The organism is Sulfitobacter sp. M05 (assembly GCF_029285175.1).
Classification (GTDB): Bacteria; Pseudomonadota; Alphaproteobacteria; order Rhodobacterales; family Rhodobacteraceae; genus Sulfitobacter.
Window position 1 is genome coordinate 57,364 of the sequence record NZ_JABEDH010000001.1, and the last position, 16,672, is coordinate 74,035.

The following is a 16,672-nucleotide window of genomic DNA, read 5'->3' on the forward strand; positions in this document are numbered from 1 at the left end:
CGGCAATTCAGTTGTTTTTCCCATAGGAGGCCGCCCATGGCACTCGATTCAAACGTTGCGCAGTATGACGCACCTGAAAAGGACCTCTATGAGGTTGGTGAAATGCCCCCAATGGGTCATGTCCCGAAACAGATGTATGCTTGGACCATCCGTCGCGAGCGTCACGGGGAACCCAATACGGCAATGCTGCAAGAGGTTGTAGATGTGCCAGAGCTGGACAGCCACGACGTGCTGGTTCTCGTTATGGCGGCTGGTGTGAACTATAATGGTGTCTGGGCATCACTGGGTGAGCCGATCAGCCCGTTTGATGGCCACAAACAGCCGTTTCACATTGCCGGCTCTGATGCCTCGGGGATCGTTTGGGCGGTTGGTGACAAGGTCAAGCGTTGGAAAGTCGGTGACGAGGTTGTTATCCACTGCAACCAGGATGATGGCGACGACGAGGAATGTAACGGCGGCGATCCGATGTATTCACCCTCCCAGCGCATCTGGGGCTATGAAACGCCGGACGGTTCTTTCGCCCAGTTTACCAATGTCCAGGCGCAGCAGCTTATGCCTCGCCCCAAGCACCTGACCTGGGAAGAGGCGGCCTGCTACACGCTGACGCTTGCCACGGCCTACCGCATGTTGTTCGGCCACGAGCCGCACGACCTGAAGCCGGGCCAGAATGTTCTGGTTTGGGGTGCGTCGGGCGGTCTGGGGTCTTATGCGATCCAGCTGATCAACACCGCAGGGGCAAACGCCATTGGTGTAATCTCGGATGAAAGCAAACGTGACTTTGTGATGGATCTGGGTGCCAAGGGCGTTTTGAACCGCAAAGACTTCAACTGCTGGGGCCAGTTGCCCAAGGTGAACACACCAGAATATGCCGAATGGTTCAAAGAGGCCCGCAAGTTCGGTAAGGCCATCTGGGACATCACCGGCAAAGGTGTGAACGTCGATATGGTGTTCGAACACCCCGGCGAAGCGACCTTCCCTGTTTCCACCTTTGTGGTGAAAAAGGGCGGCATGGTTGTGATCTGTGCGGGCACCTCCGGGTTTAACCTGACTTTCGACGTGCGCTACATGTGGATGCACCAGAAGCGTTTGCAGGGCAGCCACTTTGCTCACCTCAAGCAGGCGGCCTCGGCCAACAAGCTGATGCTCGAGCGTCGTCTTGATCCTTGCATGTCTGAGGTGTTCACTTGGAACGACCTGCCCGAAGCGCATATGAAAATGCTGCGCAACGAGCACAAGCCCGGCAACATGTCCGTTCTGGTCCAGTCGCCAAAAACTGGCCTGCGCACTTTGGAAGACGCGTTGGACGCCCGCGGCTGATAGCTGACTGTTTCAGATCTGGAAACGCTGGCCCGCGAATCACTCTGGTGCTTCGCGGGCTTTTGTGTTCTTGCCCCTAGGGTAAGTAGAACAAGGGGTTGAGAAACCGGACCTCCCTATTTGTGGGGAGTGGAAACCGGTGAGTATCACCCACTTACAAGCACATGTTAGGGTTGTGTTAATGGCCTGTTAACCGTTTATGGGGGAGTCTACCTATGCGAAGCGACTGGATTTTGGACGTATTGGCAGATTTGAAGACCTTCGCGCTTTCGGTTGATCTAACCGCTCTGGCGGAACAATTGGACGACACCGCGCTGATTGCCTTGGCCGAAATCGCATCGCTTGAAGAGAGGACGCAGGCGCACGCGCATGGGCAAGACACTGCAACTGGAGTTCATACTGGAGAGTTTGGAGCAGGCTGACACGCTGGCCGGCCTTCAGGCCGCGGCGGAGGCGCTGAAGTGCAGGTTTGCTGTGGATCACATTGCCTATACTTGGGTTGATTCCGCTGGGGATCAATTTGGCTGCGGCACCTATCCGCGCGCATGGTTGCAACGCTATCTTGAGCAGAACTACCTGCGCATTGATCCTGTTGTCATCGGTTGTTTCCAACGGTTCCAGCCTGTGGATTGGAAGCAGTTGGATTGGTCCTCTAAAGCGGCGCGTGCCTTTCAACTTGAGACATTGGAATATGGTTTGGGCAATCAGGGGTATTCCATCCCCGTGCGCGGCCCGAGCGGGCAATTTGCACTGTTTACAGTGAACCACAGTTGTGACGATGACAGCTGGGCGGCCTTTGCCCGTGAATATCGGCGCGACCTGATCCTGATTGCCCATTTCCTGAACGAAAAAGCGCTTGAGCTGGAGCCCGAGCGTACCCGCGAGATTGCCCAGCCGCTTAGCCCGCGCGAAGTGGATGCGATGACCTTGCTGGCCATCGGATACAGCCGCGCGCAGGTTGCCGCATCGCTGTCGATTTCCGAACATACCTTGCGCGTCTACATCGAAAGTGCCCGTTTCAAACTGGGGGCGTTGAACACCACACATGCTGTTGCCCGCGCCTTGAGTCAGGGATTGATTGTTGTGTAACGCAGGTGCTTGCGGGGCTGTTGCGATATGGCTCAGCCAGATGCGCGGCACCCAGAGCGTCGCGCCTTAAACATGCATTGCTTTCGCGGCCTCTTCCTTTGGTCGAACGCGAAACGCGATATATGATGGCTCGGGTTAAAGGCGGGACGCTTTAGACGCTCGGAAAAACGGCTGAAATGCTGCAATCCTGCTGGTCCCGCCGACCTGCCTTGCGTAGACAGGGGGCATGACTTCTGCACTCACCTATTCCGACGATCAGGCCGCCGCTTTTGACGCTGTTGCAGAGATGCTGCGTGGCGCGGGCATTGATCTTGACGACAGCCTGCTGATGCCGCCTGCCGGGGGCGCGGATCAGGTGATGGCGGTGACTGGCAAAGCGGGATCGGGCAAAACCTTGCTGCTGGCTGAGCTTTACAAAGCACTTGAGGCCGCCGGCGTCGAGGTGATTTCAGGTGACTACGAAAGCAAAAAGCGTAAAGACAAACGCACATTGGCGATCCTTGCCCCAACCAACAAAGCGGCCTCTGTGCTGCGCCTGCGTGGCGTGCCGGCTACAACGATCCACCGCATTCTCTACACGCCGGTCTATGATCCAGAATACGAACGTATCGCGGAATGGCTGGCGGGCAATGGCGAACGTCCGGAAATTGACGGGCTGACCGAGATTTCACTGGATCGCGCAGCCGCGTTTTATGCAAACAACAAATCCATCCCCGGCGCTCTGGCGGCGGCCGGACTGCGCGGGTCAGATTTTATCACGGGCTGGAAGCGGCGCGAGGAGCCTCTGGACATCGGGTTCATAGATGAATCCTCTATGCTGGACGATAAGCAGTTCGAAGACCTCAAGGAAATTTTCCCAACCTTGCTGTTGTTCGGGGATCCGGCGCAGCTGGCACCGGTGAACCAATCGGGCACAATGGTGTTCGAAAAACTGCCTGAAAAACGGGTGATGAACCTGAACCGTATTTTCCGTCAGGATGCAGGCAACCCGATCCTTGATCTGGCCCATGCGCTGGCTGATCCTGATCTGGGCTTCGAGCAATTTGAACGGATGATCGAGGAGGCGGCCAAAAAGGACGACCGTGTTGTCTGGGGCCAGCGGGTCGAAGTGGATCTGATGGCGCGCTCGCCGGTGCTGGTTTGGCGCAATGCCACGCGCATTCGGTTGATTAACGCCTTTCGCGCCGTACATGGTGCGCCCGAGGACGCGTTGTTGGCGGGCGAGCCGCTGATTTGCGACGGGATCGAATTGCCATTGAAACACCGCAAGAAACGGCTCGACCTTGAAGCGCGCGGGTTGATCAAGGGCGCACAGGTGATCTGGTTGGGTGATGGGCGCAAGCCCGGGTTCAGCCGCCTGCATGTGATGGGGGCTGAAGATCCGCAGGTCAGTGCCGCCTCGATTGTGAAAATCGAAAAGCCGGATGAGGAAGAGCCCTTTATCCCTTTTGCCGCCCGCATGGGGGCGACGTTTTTGCATGGTGCGGCTGTAACCATCCACAAGGCGCAGGGCAGTCAGTGGGAAACTGTGCAGGTCTTTGCCCCCGATCTATATGCCGCAGCCCGTATGGGCCGGGTAGAGGCGGGACAGCCCCTGTGGAAGCGACTGGCCTATGTCGCTATCACCCGGGCGCAGGAGCGTCTGATCTGGGTGGTACGTAACCGTTTGTCCAAGCCGAGCGGGCCCTTGGTGGTGGATGATTTGAAAGCGGTGCCGGCAGCGCCGTTGACGCTGGATGCGCCCGAGCCAGAACAGTTTCTCTAGCAAGAGGGCAGGATCAGCGGCGGAAGGCGGTAAAGACCGCAGAAGCGCCCCAGCCGGCGGCAATGGCAATCGCCAGTGACATCAGCCCGTAGAGAAACGCATTTTCGCGGGACAAGCGGAACAACCAGCGTTCCATGCCAACCTTACGCACAAAAATGCTGGTCTCGTATTTCGCCACGACATCGCCGCCACGGGTCAGGAATATCCGTGTTTTATAATCGCCTTCGGTCAGGGCCGCAGGTAATTTGATCGCGGTGCGAAACAGGGTCTGTTCGTCGACGCTGACGGTGCCTTCGTTCAACTGGTACTGGTTGGAGGCCGATTTGATACGGATCAGCGCCTGCGAAAAACTTTCGCTGTCGGTGATGTTCATCGGAGCCCCAACCGAGCGGACTGCGCGCGGGATAGAGACACCATGGCGCTGGTCTTCGGTTTCGCTTAGCGACAGGCCCAGAACGGTGCTTGTGGACACTGCATAGAAACTGGGGGCCTGATCAACCTCAACAGCGTCCACGTTGACCCAGATGCCAAACCGTTTCTCCTTGCGCCGCACTGTTACGGGTTCGGAGGGGCCGGCGACGGTCACGATCACTTGCAAGCGTGGTTCGTCAGGTGTCGGCGCATCACGTTTGACGGCCCCGAAGATCAGAATTTCAGACCCGTCGAAATTTGTGTCGATCGACACTTGATCACTGCTTAGGCCCAGCACGATTTCTTCGGCCCGCAAGGGCAGGGCAAAGAGCAGGACAAAGGCAAATAGGAGGGCGCGCATCAGTGGCCCCCCGCCGCGCCAAGTGAATAAAGTTCTCCAGGTTGCAGCAGCAAGTCTAATGCCAGCTTGCCACAGACACCCAGCACCATCATCGCCAGCAGAATGCGCAGTTGTTCCGCTTTCATCTTAACGCCAATCCGCGCGCCGATTTGCGCCCCGATTACGCCGCCGACCAGCAAAAGAACCGCCAGAACAATATCAACGGTAAAGTTGGTGGTCGCGTGCAACATGGTGGTAAAGGCGGTCACGAAAATGATCTGGAACAGCGAGGTACCAACAACCACTTTGGTTGGCATCCCCAACAGATAGATCATCGCCGGCACCATAATGAAACCACCGCCAACACCCATGATGGCGGCCAAAATGCCGACGGCAACACCTACCAGCAGCGGCGGTATGACAGAGATATACAGACCGGACACCCGAAAGCGCATCTTGAACGGCAGCCCGTGAATCCAGTTGTGTTTCTTGCGCGGCGGGGCTTTGCCCTTTTTGGTGTTGCGGATCGCATTCAGCGATTCCAGAAACATCAGCCCGCCGATGATACCCAGAAAGACCACATAACAAAGCTTGACCAGCAGATCGACCTGACCCTGCGCCTTGAGATAGTTAAAGACCAGAACACCCAAGGCCGCACCGGCCAGACCACCGATCAGCAACACGGTGCCCATCCTGAGGTCCACCGTCTTTCGTTTGAAATGCGCCAACACGCCAGAGAACGAAGAGGCGACAATCTGGTTGGCTTCGGTGGCAACGGCAACGGCAGGCGGGATGCCGATAAAGAACAACAGCGGCGTCATCAGAAAGCCGCCCCCAACCCCGAACATGCCCGAAAGGACGCCCACCAGCCCACCAAGGCCCAGCAGTAGGAAGGCATTGACCGATACTTCGGCGATAGGAAGGTAGATTTGCATAAAGTCCCTTAGCGCGATGGTTGCATCAAATCAACGGTCCTTGCCGCTAGGCGTGATGGCGGACCAACGGGTCTGGTAAACTGGCCTTATGGCGGCCAGCCTAGCGTTCTTTTACATAGGGCTCCCCCCCCGCTCTGGGCGGGATGGCCTTGCCGACAAAACCGGCAAGAATAACCACTGTCATTATATAGGGCAAAGCCCCCAAAAACTGAGACTGGACCTTCATGCCGATCACTGATTCGATCACATCGGGGCGGGTCTCAAGCGCGCCGAACAGACCGAACAACAGCGTCGCCCAAAGCGCGTACCAAGGCCGCCATTTGGCGAAAATCAGTGCCGCCAGCGCGATAAATCCGCGCCCCGCTGACATGTCTTTGACAAAGCCGGCCTGCAAGGCGGTGCTAAGGTAAGCACCAGCGATGCCGCAGAGAACGCCGCAAATCGCCACCGCCGCATAGCGCAACCCGACGACGGAAACCCCAGCCGTATCCACGGAAGCCGGGTTCTCGCCGACGGCCCGCAGCCGCAGGCCAAAGCGGGTCCGATAAAGCAGCCACCATGTCAGAGGCACCGCGGCCAAGGCCATATAAACAAGGATCGAATGACCCGAAATCAGCTCAGCATAGAGAGGTCCAATGAAGGGCACATCAGCAAGGGCCTCGGCACCGGGCAGGGTGATCCCCTCAAACCGCGCGCCGCCCATCAGAGAGGGTGTGCGCCCGCCTTGTTTGAACCAGCTTTGCGCGATGAGAACCGTCATCCCAGCCGCTAGAAAGTTAATCGCCACACCGGAGATCAACTGGTTGCCGCGAAAGGTGATCGAGGCAACGCCGTGCAGGGCGGATAGGGCAAGCGAAGCGCCGATGCCCGCCAGCAGACCCACCCAGACATTCCCAGTCAGTGAGGCCACCGCGGCGGAGAAGAATGCCGCTGCCAGCATCTTGCCCTCAAGTCCGATGTCAAAAATGCCTGCGCGTTCACTGAACAGTCCTGCAAGACAGGCAAGCAGCAAAGGCGTCGCAAGGCGCAGGGTGGAATCGAGCAACTGGATAAGTGTGAGATAATCCATCAGTTTGCCGCCCCTTCTTTGGCAACCCGCGCCCGTCTGCGGGCAAGGAACAGCTTTTCAAGTGGCATACGCACCATATTGTCCAGCGCACCAGTAAACAGGATGACCAGGGCCTGAATGACCACGATCAATTCACGTGGAATCGAGGTCCACAGGGCCAGTTCGGCACCGCCCTGATATAGGAACCCGAACAGGATCGCCGCGATGAACACGCCCAGCGGATGGGACCGCCCCATTAAGGCGACCGCGATGCCGATAAAACCGGCCCCCTCGGTCGAGTTCAGAACCAGACGTTCAGCTTCGCCCATAACATTGTTGATCGCCATCAACCCGGCCAGAGCGCCGGAAATGATCATCGCAACCATGGTGATTTTCACCGGTGAGATGCCCGCGTATTTGGCTGCGGATTCCGAATAGCCATAGGCGCGGATCTCATACCCCAGCCGAGTGCGCCAGATCAGCAGCCACAGGCCGAAACAGGCAGCGATTGCGACCAGAAGCGATATATTCGCAGGGGCAGCCTTGGAAAACGCGATGCCCAGAGGCGACAGCAGATCATGTAGCGTGGGCAGGTTGGTTGCTTCGGAGAACCGCGCCGTCGCCGGATCCATGCTGCCCTTGGGGCGCAACATGTTGACCAGCGTATAGTTCAGCAATGCGGCGGCAATAAAGTTGAACATGATTGTCGTGATCACAATGTGACTGCCGCGTTTTGCTTGCAGCCATGCAGGGATCGCGGCCCAAATCGCGCCAAACAGCCCCGCCATCACCGCCGCCCCGACCAAGGCCAAGGACCAATGCGGCCATGGAATGTAAAGACAGGCAAGCGCCACGCCCAAACCGCCCAACATTGCCTGACCTTCACCACCAATATTAAACAGCCGTGCATGAAAGGCGATGGCAACGGCCAGCCCGGTAAACATAAAGTTCGTGGCGTAATAGAGCGTATAGCCCCAGCCGTAGGTCGAGCCGAGCGCGCCTGACACCATCAGCTTGGCCGCGGCGACCGGATCTTCGCCAATCGCCAGGACAACCAAGGCCGAGATAATCCCGGCCAGCAAAAGCGAGATCAGCGGCACAAGGACAACTTCGGCCCATTTTGGCATCACATCCATGCTATGTCCCCTTGGCGGCAGTTGCCGCGCCTGTATCGGTGATCCCTGCCATAAGCAGGCCCAGTTCTTTCTCATCCGTCTGATCCGGCTGGCGTTCGCCCATGACCTGACCGTCAAACATCACGGCAATCCGGTCGCTCAGCGCCAGAATTTCTTCCAGCTCGACTGAGACCAGCAGGATCGCTTTGCCCTGATCGCGCAGGGCGACGATTTGTTGGTGAATGAATTCAATTGCGCCGATGTCGACGCCGCGCGTCGGCTGGCCGATCAGCAACAGGTCCGGGTTTCGCTCGATCTCTCGCGCCAGCACGATTTTCTGCTGGTTGCCGCCGGAAAAGTTCTTGGCCGCCAGTTTCGGGTTTGGCGGACGCACGTCGAAACGTTCCATCTTTTCGGCAGTATCTTCGCGGATCGCGGCGTTGTTCATCAGCAAACCGGCGCGATACTCTGAATCATGGTGATAGCCAAAGGCGGTATTTTCCCAGGCCTGATATTCCATGATCAGCCCCTCGCGCTGACGGTCCTCGGGCACATGGGCGATGCCCCGGTTGCGGCGGGACTGTCCGTCTGACAGACGCCCCGTCAGGTCAAGTGGGGCACCATTCAAGCGCACTTCACCGGTGCCGTCCGCATACCCGCCAAGCACCTCAAGCAGTTCGGACTGGCCGTTGCCAGCAACGCCCGCAATGCCCAGCACTTCGCCGGCGCGCACTTGCAGGTCAATGCCACGCAAACGTTCCACGCCTTTGTCGTCAACCACCTTGAGGCCCTTGATATCAAGCACCACCTCGCCAAGCGTCGCCGGCTTCTTATCCACCCGCAACAATACCTTGCGGCCCACCATAAGCTCGGCCAGCTCTGCCGGAGAGGTCTCGGCGGTCTTAACCGTTGCGGTCATTTCACCGCGTCGCATCACCGAAACCGTATCTGTGGTTTCCATGATTTCGCGCAGCTTATGGGTGATCAGGATGATCGTCTTACCTTCGGATTTCAGTCGGTCGAGAATCCGAAACAGCTGGTCAGCCTCGGCTGGGGTTAGCACGCCGGTCGGTTCATCCAGAATCAGGATATCGGCCTGTCGGTACAGCGCCTTGAGGATTTCAACGCGTTGCTGCATACCCACGCCGATGTCTTGGATCAATGCGTCCGGATCGACATTCAGCCCGTAATCATTGGCCAGTTCCACCAGCGTGCGCCGGGCCTTGGCCAGCGACGGTTTTAACAACCGCCCGTCTTCGGCACCCAGAATGATATTCTCAAGCACCGTGAAATTTTCGACCAGTTTAAAGTGCTGGAACACCATCCCGATGCCCGCGGCAATGGCCGCCTGACTGTCGGGGATTTCGGTTTTGGACCCGTTGATCCAAACTTCGCCTTTGTCTGCTTTGTAAAAGCCATAAAGGATCGACATCAGCGTTGATTTGCCCGCGCCGTTTTCCCCGATGATCCCGTGGATCGTGCCGGGCATCACGCGGATCGAAATATCCTTGTTGGCCTGAACCGGACCGAAAGCCTTGGAGATGCCTTTCAGCTCGATCGCGGGGGAGGTGGAAGCGGCAATTGCCTGCCGCTTCACTGTTGTCTCGTCGCTCACTTAGAAGTCCAGCGCTGGGCAGCTGTCGTTCTCGTAGTAGGACACTACGTTGACTTTGCCGGCGATGATATCGTCGCGTGCAGCGTTTACAGCGGTTTCCATTTCGTCGGTGACCAGAGCGGCATTGTTGTCATCCATGGCAACGCCAACACCTTCCTCGGCAAGGCCCATTGTGACAACAAGGCCGGTCTCAAGGTCTTCGCCCGCCTTCATCGCTTCATAAACCGCAACATCAACGCGTTTCAGCATTGATGTCAGAACTTTGCCCGGGTGCAGGTGGTTCTGATTACTGTCCACCCCGATGGAAAGGATACCTTCGTCTGCTGCTGTTTGCAGAACACCAACACCTGTGCCCCCCGCCGCCGCATAGACAACATCCGCGCCTTGGCTGATCTGGGCCTTGGTGATTTCAGACCCCTTTACCGGGTCATTCCAAGCGGCAGGTGTGGTGCCTGTCATGTTGGCAATAACTTTGGCGTCGGGGTTTGCAGCTTTTACGCCTTGGGCAAAGCCGCAGCCAAAGTGACGGATCAGCGGCACATCCATGCCACCGACAAAGCCCACGGTTCCGCTTTTGGAGGCCATCGCGGCCATCATGCCAACAAGGTAAGATCCTTCATGCTCGGCAAAGGCCACCTGACGGACGTTGGGGAAATCAAGCCAGCTTACGTCGATCACCGCGAACTTTGTATCGGGGTAATCCGGTGCAACAGCGGACAGGGGGTCGGCCATGCCGAAACCCATTGTGATGATCGGGTTGGCACCGGTTTCGGCAAAACGGCGCAACGCTTGCTCGCGCTGTGCTTCGGACTGCATTTCGATCTCACGGAAAGTACCGCCGGTTTCTTCTGCCCAACGTGTGGCACCATTAAACGCGGCTTCGTTGAAAGATTTGTCGAACTTGCCGCCAAGGTCAAAGATCAATGCGGGTTCGGCCAGTGCGGCACCGGCGCTCAGCGCCATTGCGGCAGCAGCACCCATGAATTTGGTCATAAGGGTCATTTTATGTCTCCCAGTTTTTCAATGTTGGGGCGGTGCCAGCTGTGGCCCCTTGCCCGAGATCAAACGATCAGGACAATTTAGGGCGCAGCGGGGGGGGAGGGTCAACCGCTTTCTGGTTGGGACAGCGTGGAATCCGTCAGAGTTAGGCTGCGGCGCAGGACAATTGCGTCAGCAGATGCTGCGTTATTGCGCTTGTAATAGGCAGGGCGACGGCCAATTTCGGCGAATCCAAGCGAGAGATACAGCGCATTGGCGGCAGAATTATCCTGAGCGACCTCAAGGAATGCTGTGTCCGCATAAGGGGTAATTGCACTCAGCCAGTCGTGGGTCAGGGCGCGTCCGATCCCCTGCCGTTGATGGGCAGGGTCCACTGCAAGGGTCAACAATTCGGATTCGCCCGCCACTGTGCGGGTAAGGGCAAAACCATGGGCCGCCGTAAAAAGGCCCACATGAGGGCCGTCCAAAAGCGCCTCAAATTCTGCCGCGGACCATGGTCGCTCTGCGGTAAAGGCCGATTGGTGCAGCGCCGCCAGCTGTTGCGGGGTCACGTCAGAATTGCCGGTGCTTTGTCACGGGCTGGCGCAGCATCGGCAGGGCGCAGATAGAGCGGCGCAGGGCGCGCGGTTTCCGTGGTGAAACGCGCTGCTGTGATCCGCGCGATGGCTTCGGCCACGGGATAGGCTGGCGCTTGGCCTGCGTGGCCAATCAAAGGGCCCGAAAACGGCGGTAGGGCAGTCAGATCATGCAGTCCGGGGGCGCTTGCTTCGGTCTGGCCGTATGATTTGAAAAAGACCTGATCGCGCCGGCCATCCACTGTGCAGGCGCAAGGACCGCTTGCGCCCAGTTGCAAGGCGTCAAAGGCGCTGACGCCAACGGCCTTGATGCCCAACCCCAGCGCCAGACCGCGCGCCGCGGAGACAGAAATGCGGATACCCGTGAAGTTGCCGGGCCCGATGCCAACACCGATCGCGCTTAGGTCGCCCAGTTCTGCGCCAGCCTGCGCCAGAAGGTCCTGACACAGGCCAAGAAGCCGTTCTGCCTGTCCTTTTGCCATCGGTTCTGTTGCGCTTTGCAATACCGTGTCGCCGCACAGCACAGCGGCCGCGCAATGCGCAGCCGAGGTGTCAAATGCAAGGATCAAAGGGGACATCGCACAAAGACTTTAGGCGACGGGCCGCACTTCGGTTACTTCGGGGATGTAGTGGCGCAGCAGGTTTTCAATGCCCATCTTCAGCGTCAAAGTGGACGAGGGGCAACCGGCACAAGCGCCCTGCATGTGCAGGTAGACCACGCCGCGTTCGAAGCCATGGAACGTGATATCGCCGCCATCCTGCGCCACGGCGGGACGCACCCGGCTGTCGAGCAGCTCTTTGATCTGGCCGACAATCTCTCCATCATCACCGGTATGCTCAGCATGGCCGGATGACGCTTGGTGATCCGCGCCCATTACTGGCTGACCGGATTGGTAATGCTCCATAATCGCCCCCAACAGGGCGGGCTTGATGTGATCCCATTCAATCGATTCGGCTTTGGTCACGGTCACAAAATCGGTACCGAAAAATACGCCCGTCACCCCGTCGACCGCAAACAGACGCAGCGCCAGCGGCGAGCCGCCCGCCGTGTCCGGTGTCGGAAAATCAGCCGTGCCCATGTCCAGCACGGCCTGGCCGGGCAGAAACTTGAGAGTGGCAGGGTTTGGCGTCGATTCGGTTTGGATAAACATGCTGGGCGTCCTTTGATGTCTGAGACTGATATGCGGGTCAGACCGCGCTTTTTCAAGTCTTGGAATCATTCTAAACTGCTTGAGGTGACAGGTCCAGACCTCAGGTAATGGCCTCAAGCCGTTCCTTGCTGAGGTCGCCGGGCACGATGGTGATCGGCACTGGCAGGGTACCTGCGGACCGGCTGAGCTGGGTCACCAAGGGGCCGGGCCCTTGCTTCTTATCCGAGGACGCCCCCAGCACCAAAACCCCGATTTCCGGGTCTTCGGCGATTTGGGCGATGATCTGATCGACCGGTTCGCCTTCGCGGATCACCAGTTCCGGATCAACACCCTGTTTGTCGCGCATCCATTTGGCGAAAACTTCAAAATGCACCTCGATACGTTCGCGGGCTTCTTCGCGCATGATGTCACCGACACCGATCCAGTGATTGAACTCGTCCGGTGGAATGACCGACAGAACCTCGACGCCGCCGCCGGTATGGTTGGCCCTGAGTGCGGCAAAGCGCATGGCATTCAGGCATTCGGTGCTGTCATCCAGCACAACGAGGAACTTACGCATTGTCTTTCTCCTTGGACGCCGATCATGGCGACTGTACGGGCGGCGCGCAATGTTTAACTGGGTCTGGCGCGGTTGTTGCGGATGCTCTGGCGTTACCGCTCAGAGGCCGCCCAGTCCCAATACATTTCTCGCACCCGCCGTGTGACAGGGTTGGCATTTGCGCCGGTTTCGTACTTGGTATCCTCGAAGGCCGCGACTGGCGTGACTTTCATCATGTTACCGGAGAGGAACACCTCGTCCGCGGCATGGAAATCGTCGAACGACAGGACCGCTTCATGCACCTTGATGCCGTCAGCCTTCATGTTGATCATATGGCGTTCACGGGTGATGCCGGCCAGAAACGTGCCGTTTGGCACCGGTGTAAACACTTCGCCGTCCTTGACCATGAACACATTTGCCGAAGCGGTTTCAGCGACATTGCCAACCGCATCAGCGACCAGCGCATTGCCAAAGCCTTTGGATCGCGCTTCGGCCATCATGCGGGCGTTGTTGGGATAAAGGCAGCCCGCCTTGGCATTGACCACATTGTCCTCCAGCACCGGACGGCGAAAGCGCGTGCGGGTCAGGGTGGTTGCCGCCTCGGGCGGGGCCATCGGAATTTCCTCTAGTGAAATGGCGAACCCGGTGGCATCTGCGCGCGGCACAATACCCAGTTCATCCCCCGCCAGTGCCCAATACATCGGACGGATGTAAACCGGTTGGTTGCGGGCATAGCTGGCCAACCCGTCCCGCACCATTGCGACCATGTCATCAGTGCTGACCGTTGGGGTGATCATCAGCGCTTCGGCAGACCGGTTCACCCGTGCGCAGTGTTTCTCAAGATCAGGGGACAGCCCGTCAAAAAGCCGCGCCCCGTCAAAAACGGTTGTGCCCAGCCATGCCCCATGATCGGCGGCATTGATCACCATGCGGTCGCCATCGTGCCAAGCACCGTCGTAGTAAGTTTTGATGTTGATGCCAGTGGCCATGGAGTTTCCTTATTAGTCGGGTGCGCTGCGATAGATGCCTTCGGGCAGGTTCAAGGCCGCCGTCAGGTCGCGCAATTGTTCTGGGGAGAGGGTGATCCGGGACACGGTGTCCGTGCGCGGATCCCATTGTTCGAAAGTGATCTGCGCTGCAAAAGCCTGCACGACCACATCTTCACGCAGGGCCGTCGTGCCCTCGTCGACAAGTGTGATCACTGAGGCGTCAAATTCGTGTTCAATGGTAAACATTCTGTGAAACTGTGCTTTTCGGCGGGCCATTGCAAGGTTGCTTTGCAAAGATATATCTTCGGGCTGGTCGCTTGCTTTTGCCATGCTACTATACAGAACGGCCGGACAGGAAAAGGACATCAAAATGATCAAACAGACCCTATGGGCCGTGATTGCCGCAGGATCGCTTGCGGCCTGTGATGTGGCCCCTGTCGGACAGTCCCCGACGACCCCTGTGCCCGCGCCGTCCGGCGCGCCCGCGATGTCCCCAAATCAAGCAGCCCGCAGCTTTGTCCGGGTTGTGCAAACACTTGAACCTGTCGCCGAACGCGAGTGCCGCGCCCGCACCTCCGGGGTGAATTGCGATTTCAACATCGTTGTGGACGATCGGCCCGGGCAACCGGCCAACGCCTTTCAAACACTGGATAAAAACGGACGCCCTGTGGTTGCCTTTACAATGGCGCTGATTGCGGATGCCCGCAACGAAGACGAGTTGGCCTTTGTTCTGGGGCATGAAGCCGCGCATCACATCGGTGGACATATTGCGCGCCAGCAACAAAACGCCGTTGCCGGTGCTGTGATTTTTGCCGGGCTTGCCACCCTGTCGGGCGGTGGTGCCGAAGCGGTGCGCAGCGCGCAGAAGCTGGGGGCTCAGGTGGGTGCGCGCAGCTATTCAAAAGACTTTGAACTTGAGGCGGATGCGCTGGGCACCATCATCACCAAACGCGCCGGATATGATCCGCTGCGCGGGGCGCAATTCTTTACCCGCATTCCCGATCCCGGCGACAAGTTTCTTGGGACACACCCGCCGAATGCTTCGCGCATTGACGTGGTGCGCCGGACGGTTGCAGGCCTTTGATAAATTGGGGTGCGGGCGGATGTCCTATATCACAGGGCTGACCTGATGGCGCAGCTGATCAAACAGGGGAACATCTTGACCGACCGCGGCTCAAAATACGCCGTGTCAGGAGCTGCGGTTGTGGATCGTGGCGAGGTCGACAGCGTGTTGAAAGCCCTCAAACGGGATAAATCCTATGCCAAAGCGACACATAATACCTGGGGTGTTTTGCTGCCGGATGGTGTGCCGCTTAAAGGGGATGATGGTGAATCTGGTGCCGGCATGGTCATCCTGCGGATGCTGGAGCGCGAAGGCTTGGAGGGGCATGTCATCATTGTAACCCGGTGGTACGGCGGCAAACATCTGGGCGGTGACCGGTTTCGCCACGTCCAAACCTGCGTCAGCGCCTATCTGGATGCGCCTCACATGAAAGCCGTGAAATAGGGGGAAGCGCCTCAGAGGCTTAGGGTAATGGCACCAAACAAGCAGGTCGATGCGACCAATACAAAGCTGTGCCAGATCGCGTTCTGATAGGGCATACCGGGATGGGCATAGACCCGTGTGCCGGCAGAATATGTCAACCCGCCAATCACCACCAGCGCCACAACCGCCCCGTCCAGCTGTTGCCACATGGGCCAGATCAACAGGGCCGACAGCCAGCCCATCAAAAGGTAAAGCGCAAGCGAGCCTTTGGCATCGGTGCGCCAGAAAGACAGTTTCGCAAAGGCCCCCAACACCGCCAGCGCCCAGACCAGACCCAGAATGCCGTATGCAAAACTGGACCCGATCACGACAACAATCGGCGTGTAAGAACCTGCAATCTTGAGGTAAATCGCCGCGTGATCAATCCGGTGCAATATCGGACGAATGCGGTCAAGCGGGCACATGTGATAAAGCGCCGAGGCCCCGAAAGCGAGGATCAGGCAGGCAACATAAAGAGCGGTTGCCGTGAGGGCGGTCTGTGATTTCTCTGCCGCATATCCCATCAAAATCGTGCTGGCGGGTATGGCCAACAGCAGCCCCGCTGCATGTACCGCCCCATCTGCGAGCGTCTCGTATTTTGAATAAGGATACGCCATACCATAGGGCTAGCACCGCGCTGTAAAGGTTTTATGGCGCCAGGGTGCTGATACTGTGGCAATTTTTAATCGAAACCCGGACCTATCTGGCCGTCAGCGTGGTTTGTTGCTGTCGATCCAGCGCGACATCAGGGTGCGATCCCGAAAACACTCCGGCGGCACCTCGCTACGCTTCAGCCGCGCAATGCGTTCGGCAAATCCGACCTGTTTGGAGGACGGATAATCCGAGAACCGCCCTTGCGGCGCGGGTGCTTTATGCGCGTCGATCCATTTGGACAGGGCGGCGCGGTCGAGGTTTTCAGGCAGCGGTTGCTTGGTCTTTGCGGCCAGTGTTTTTGCATAAGCCAGCTGTTTCTCTGTCGCCGGCAGGGGGTGCGGCGTGTCAGGCTGGACCGGTGTTGCCCCGTGGGAAGGGGAGAACAGACCGGGGAATGTGGGTTGGAAGGACATTGGATGCTCCTCTCTTAACGGCTGGTCTTAACGATTGGTTAAGGTATAGAACATAAAGGGAACAAATCAAGTGTTCGCTGTTTGTCCGCCTTTCGCGCCCACACGACATCCGCAAAATGCGCTGTGCAGCGGGCCGCAGGGTGGTGCATCGACTGTCTGTACGGCGAAATGGCTATGCGTTGGAGGTCACGCT

General features: G+C 58.2%; 19 protein-coding genes. 5 read left to right on the top strand and 14 right to left on the bottom strand.

Going from position 1 to position 16,672, the window contains the following annotated elements; genetic code table 11:
* The first annotated feature begins 36 nt into the window (after positions 1–36).
* The 3 genes from ccrA to HKX44_RS00300 all read left to right on the top strand — a co-directional run bounded on the left by ccrA (position 37) and on the right by HKX44_RS00300 (position 4,171).
* The gene (gene ccrA, locus HKX44_RS00290) at positions 37–1,317 is read left to right on the top strand and encodes a crotonyl-CoA carboxylase/reductase (protein WP_276149306.1); all 1,281 of its coding nucleotides are present in this window, start codon (positions 37–39) and stop codon (positions 1,315–1,317) included.
* Positions 1,318–1,686: 369 nt separating this feature from the next.
* Positions 1,687–2,406 carry a LuxR family transcriptional regulator gene (locus HKX44_RS00295; protein WP_276149307.1) on the top strand — a complete coding sequence of 240 codons (720 nt, stop codon included), beginning with the start codon at positions 1,687–1,689 and terminating at the stop codon, positions 2,404–2,406.
* 226 nt (positions 2,407–2,632) lie between these two features.
* Entirely contained in the window at positions 2,633–4,171 is a 1,539-nt protein-coding gene (locus tag HKX44_RS00300) for an AAA family ATPase (protein WP_276149308.1), read from the top strand.
* A 13-nt stretch (positions 4,172–4,184) separates the two neighbouring features.
* On the opposite strand, the gene HKX44_RS00305 is transcribed toward HKX44_RS00300, so the two are convergent.
* The 12 genes from HKX44_RS00305 to HKX44_RS00360 form a co-directional block, all read right to left on the bottom strand.
* Positions 4,185–4,943, bottom strand: coding sequence for a TIGR02186 family protein (locus HKX44_RS00305; protein WP_276149309.1), 759 nt, complete (start codon positions 4,941–4,943; stop codon positions 4,185–4,187).
* Positions 4,943–5,857 (bottom strand): sulfite exporter TauE/SafE family protein, encoded by a 915-nt coding sequence (locus HKX44_RS00310; protein WP_276149310.1) that lies wholly within the window; start codon positions 5,855–5,857, stop codon positions 4,943–4,945. Before HKX44_RS00310 ends, HKX44_RS00305 begins: the two co-directional genes overlap by 1 nt.
* A gap of 100 nt (positions 5,858–5,957) precedes the next feature.
* Positions 5,958–6,926, bottom strand: coding sequence for an ABC transporter permease (locus HKX44_RS00315; protein WP_276149311.1), 969 nt, complete (start codon positions 6,924–6,926; stop codon positions 5,958–5,960).
* The gene (locus HKX44_RS00320; RefSeq protein ID WP_276149312.1) at positions 6,926–8,041 is read right to left on the bottom strand and encodes an ABC transporter permease; all 1,116 of its coding nucleotides are present in this window, start codon (positions 8,039–8,041) and stop codon (positions 6,926–6,928) included. Before HKX44_RS00320 ends, HKX44_RS00315 begins: the two co-directional genes overlap by 1 nt.
* 1 nt (position 8,042) lies before the next feature.
* Positions 8,043–9,635 carry an ABC transporter ATP-binding protein gene (locus HKX44_RS00325; RefSeq protein ID WP_276149313.1) on the bottom strand — a complete coding sequence of 531 codons (1,593 nt, stop codon included), beginning with the start codon at positions 9,633–9,635 and terminating at the stop codon, positions 8,043–8,045.
* Positions 9,636–10,637, bottom strand: coding sequence for a BMP family ABC transporter substrate-binding protein (locus HKX44_RS00330; RefSeq protein WP_276149314.1), 1,002 nt, complete (start codon positions 10,635–10,637; stop codon positions 9,636–9,638). It abuts the gene before it with no gap.
* Between the two features lie 101 nt (positions 10,638–10,738).
* Positions 10,739–11,185, bottom strand: a complete 447-nt coding sequence (locus HKX44_RS00335; RefSeq protein WP_276149315.1) for a GNAT family N-acetyltransferase — start codon at positions 11,183–11,185, stop codon at positions 10,739–10,741.
* Positions 11,182–11,787 carry a tRNA (adenosine(37)-N6)-threonylcarbamoyltransferase complex dimerization subunit type 1 TsaB gene (gene tsaB / locus HKX44_RS00340; RefSeq protein WP_276149316.1) on the bottom strand — a complete coding sequence of 202 codons (606 nt, stop codon included), beginning with the start codon at positions 11,785–11,787 and terminating at the stop codon, positions 11,182–11,184. Before tsaB ends, HKX44_RS00335 begins: the two co-directional genes overlap by 4 nt.
* A gap of 12 nt (positions 11,788–11,799) precedes the next feature.
* Entirely contained in the window at positions 11,800–12,360 is a 561-nt protein-coding gene (locus tag HKX44_RS00345) for a NifU family protein (RefSeq protein WP_276149317.1), read from the bottom strand.
* Between the two features lie 100 nt (positions 12,361–12,460).
* Positions 12,461–12,919 (bottom strand): universal stress protein, encoded by a 459-nt coding sequence (locus tag HKX44_RS00350; RefSeq protein ID WP_276149318.1) that lies wholly within the window; start codon positions 12,917–12,919, stop codon positions 12,461–12,463.
* 92 nt (positions 12,920–13,011) lie between these two features.
* Positions 13,012–13,887, bottom strand: coding sequence for a branched-chain amino acid aminotransferase (locus tag HKX44_RS00355; RefSeq protein WP_276149319.1), 876 nt, complete (start codon positions 13,885–13,887; stop codon positions 13,012–13,014).
* Positions 13,888–13,899: 12 nt separating this feature from the next.
* A complete protein-coding gene (locus HKX44_RS00360; protein ID WP_276149320.1) occupies positions 13,900–14,133 on the bottom strand; it encodes a hypothetical protein in 234 nt (77 codons plus the stop codon).
* A gap of 124 nt (positions 14,134–14,257) precedes the next feature.
* Between HKX44_RS00360 and HKX44_RS00365 the strand changes: the two genes are divergently transcribed.
* A complete protein-coding gene (locus HKX44_RS00365) occupies positions 14,258–14,971 on the top strand; it encodes a M48 family metallopeptidase (protein WP_276149321.1) in 714 nt (237 codons plus the stop codon).
* 45 nt (positions 14,972–15,016) lie between these two features.
* Positions 15,017–15,394, top strand: coding sequence for a YigZ family protein (locus HKX44_RS00370; RefSeq protein ID WP_276149322.1), 378 nt, complete (start codon positions 15,017–15,019; stop codon positions 15,392–15,394).
* Positions 15,395–15,405: 11 nt separating this feature from the next.
* Here the strand turns inward: HKX44_RS00370 and HKX44_RS00375 are convergent, their stop codons facing one another.
* On the bottom strand, positions 15,406–16,029 hold the full coding sequence (locus tag HKX44_RS00375) for a hemolysin III family protein (protein WP_276149323.1): 624 nt from the start codon (positions 16,027–16,029) through the stop codon (positions 15,406–15,408).
* A 93-nt stretch (positions 16,030–16,122) separates the two neighbouring features.
* Entirely contained in the window at positions 16,123–16,479 is a 357-nt protein-coding gene (locus HKX44_RS00380) for a hypothetical protein (RefSeq protein WP_276149324.1), read from the bottom strand.
* Positions 16,480–16,672 lie beyond the last annotated feature (193 nt).

Bases quoted from the DNA above. Each gene is read 5' to 3' on its own strand.
- ccrA (WP_276149306.1), top strand. From the start codon at position 37: ATGGCACTCGATTCAAACGTTGCGCAGTATGACGCACCTGAAAAGGAC.
- HKX44_RS00295 (WP_276149307.1), top strand. From the start codon at position 1,687: ATGGGCAAGACACTGCAACTGGAGTTCATACTGGAGAGTTTGGAGCAG.
- HKX44_RS00300 (WP_276149308.1), top strand. From the start codon at position 2,633: ATGACTTCTGCACTCACCTATTCCGACGATCAGGCCGCCGCTTTTGAC.
- HKX44_RS00305 (WP_276149309.1), bottom strand. From the start codon at position 4,943: ATGCGCGCCCTCCTATTTGCCTTTGTCCTGCTCTTTGCCCTGCCCTTG.
- HKX44_RS00310 (WP_276149310.1), bottom strand. From the start codon at position 5,857: ATGCAAATCTACCTTCCTATCGCCGAAGTATCGGTCAATGCCTTCCTA.
- HKX44_RS00315 (WP_276149311.1), bottom strand. From the start codon at position 6,926: ATGGATTATCTCACACTTATCCAGTTGCTCGATTCCACCCTGCGCCTT.
- HKX44_RS00320 (WP_276149312.1), bottom strand. From the start codon at position 8,041: ATGGATGTGATGCCAAAATGGGCCGAAGTTGTCCTTGTGCCGCTGATC.
- HKX44_RS00330 (WP_276149314.1), bottom strand. From the start codon at position 10,637: ATGACCCTTATGACCAAATTCATGGGTGCTGCTGCCGCAATGGCGCTG.
- tsaB (WP_276149316.1), bottom strand. From the start codon at position 11,787: ATGTCCCCTTTGATCCTTGCATTTGACACCTCGGCTGCGCATTGCGCG.
- HKX44_RS00345 (WP_276149317.1), bottom strand. From the start codon at position 12,360: ATGTTTATCCAAACCGAATCGACGCCAAACCCTGCCACTCTCAAGTTT.
- HKX44_RS00350 (WP_276149318.1), bottom strand. From the start codon at position 12,919: ATGCGTAAGTTCCTCGTTGTGCTGGATGACAGCACCGAATGCCTGAAT.
- HKX44_RS00355 (WP_276149319.1), bottom strand. From the start codon at position 13,887: ATGGCCACTGGCATCAACATCAAAACTTACTACGACGGTGCTTGGCAC.
- HKX44_RS00360 (WP_276149320.1), bottom strand. From the start codon at position 14,133: ATGTTTACCATTGAACACGAATTTGACGCCTCAGTGATCACACTTGTC.
- HKX44_RS00365 (WP_276149321.1), top strand. From the start codon at position 14,258: ATGATCAAACAGACCCTATGGGCCGTGATTGCCGCAGGATCGCTTGCG.
- HKX44_RS00370 (WP_276149322.1), top strand. From the start codon at position 15,017: ATGGCGCAGCTGATCAAACAGGGGAACATCTTGACCGACCGCGGCTCA.
- HKX44_RS00375 (WP_276149323.1), bottom strand. From the start codon at position 16,029: ATGGCGTATCCTTATTCAAAATACGAGACGCTCGCAGATGGGGCGGTA.
- HKX44_RS00380 (WP_276149324.1), bottom strand. From the start codon at position 16,479: ATGTCCTTCCAACCCACATTCCCCGGTCTGTTCTCCCCTTCCCACGGG.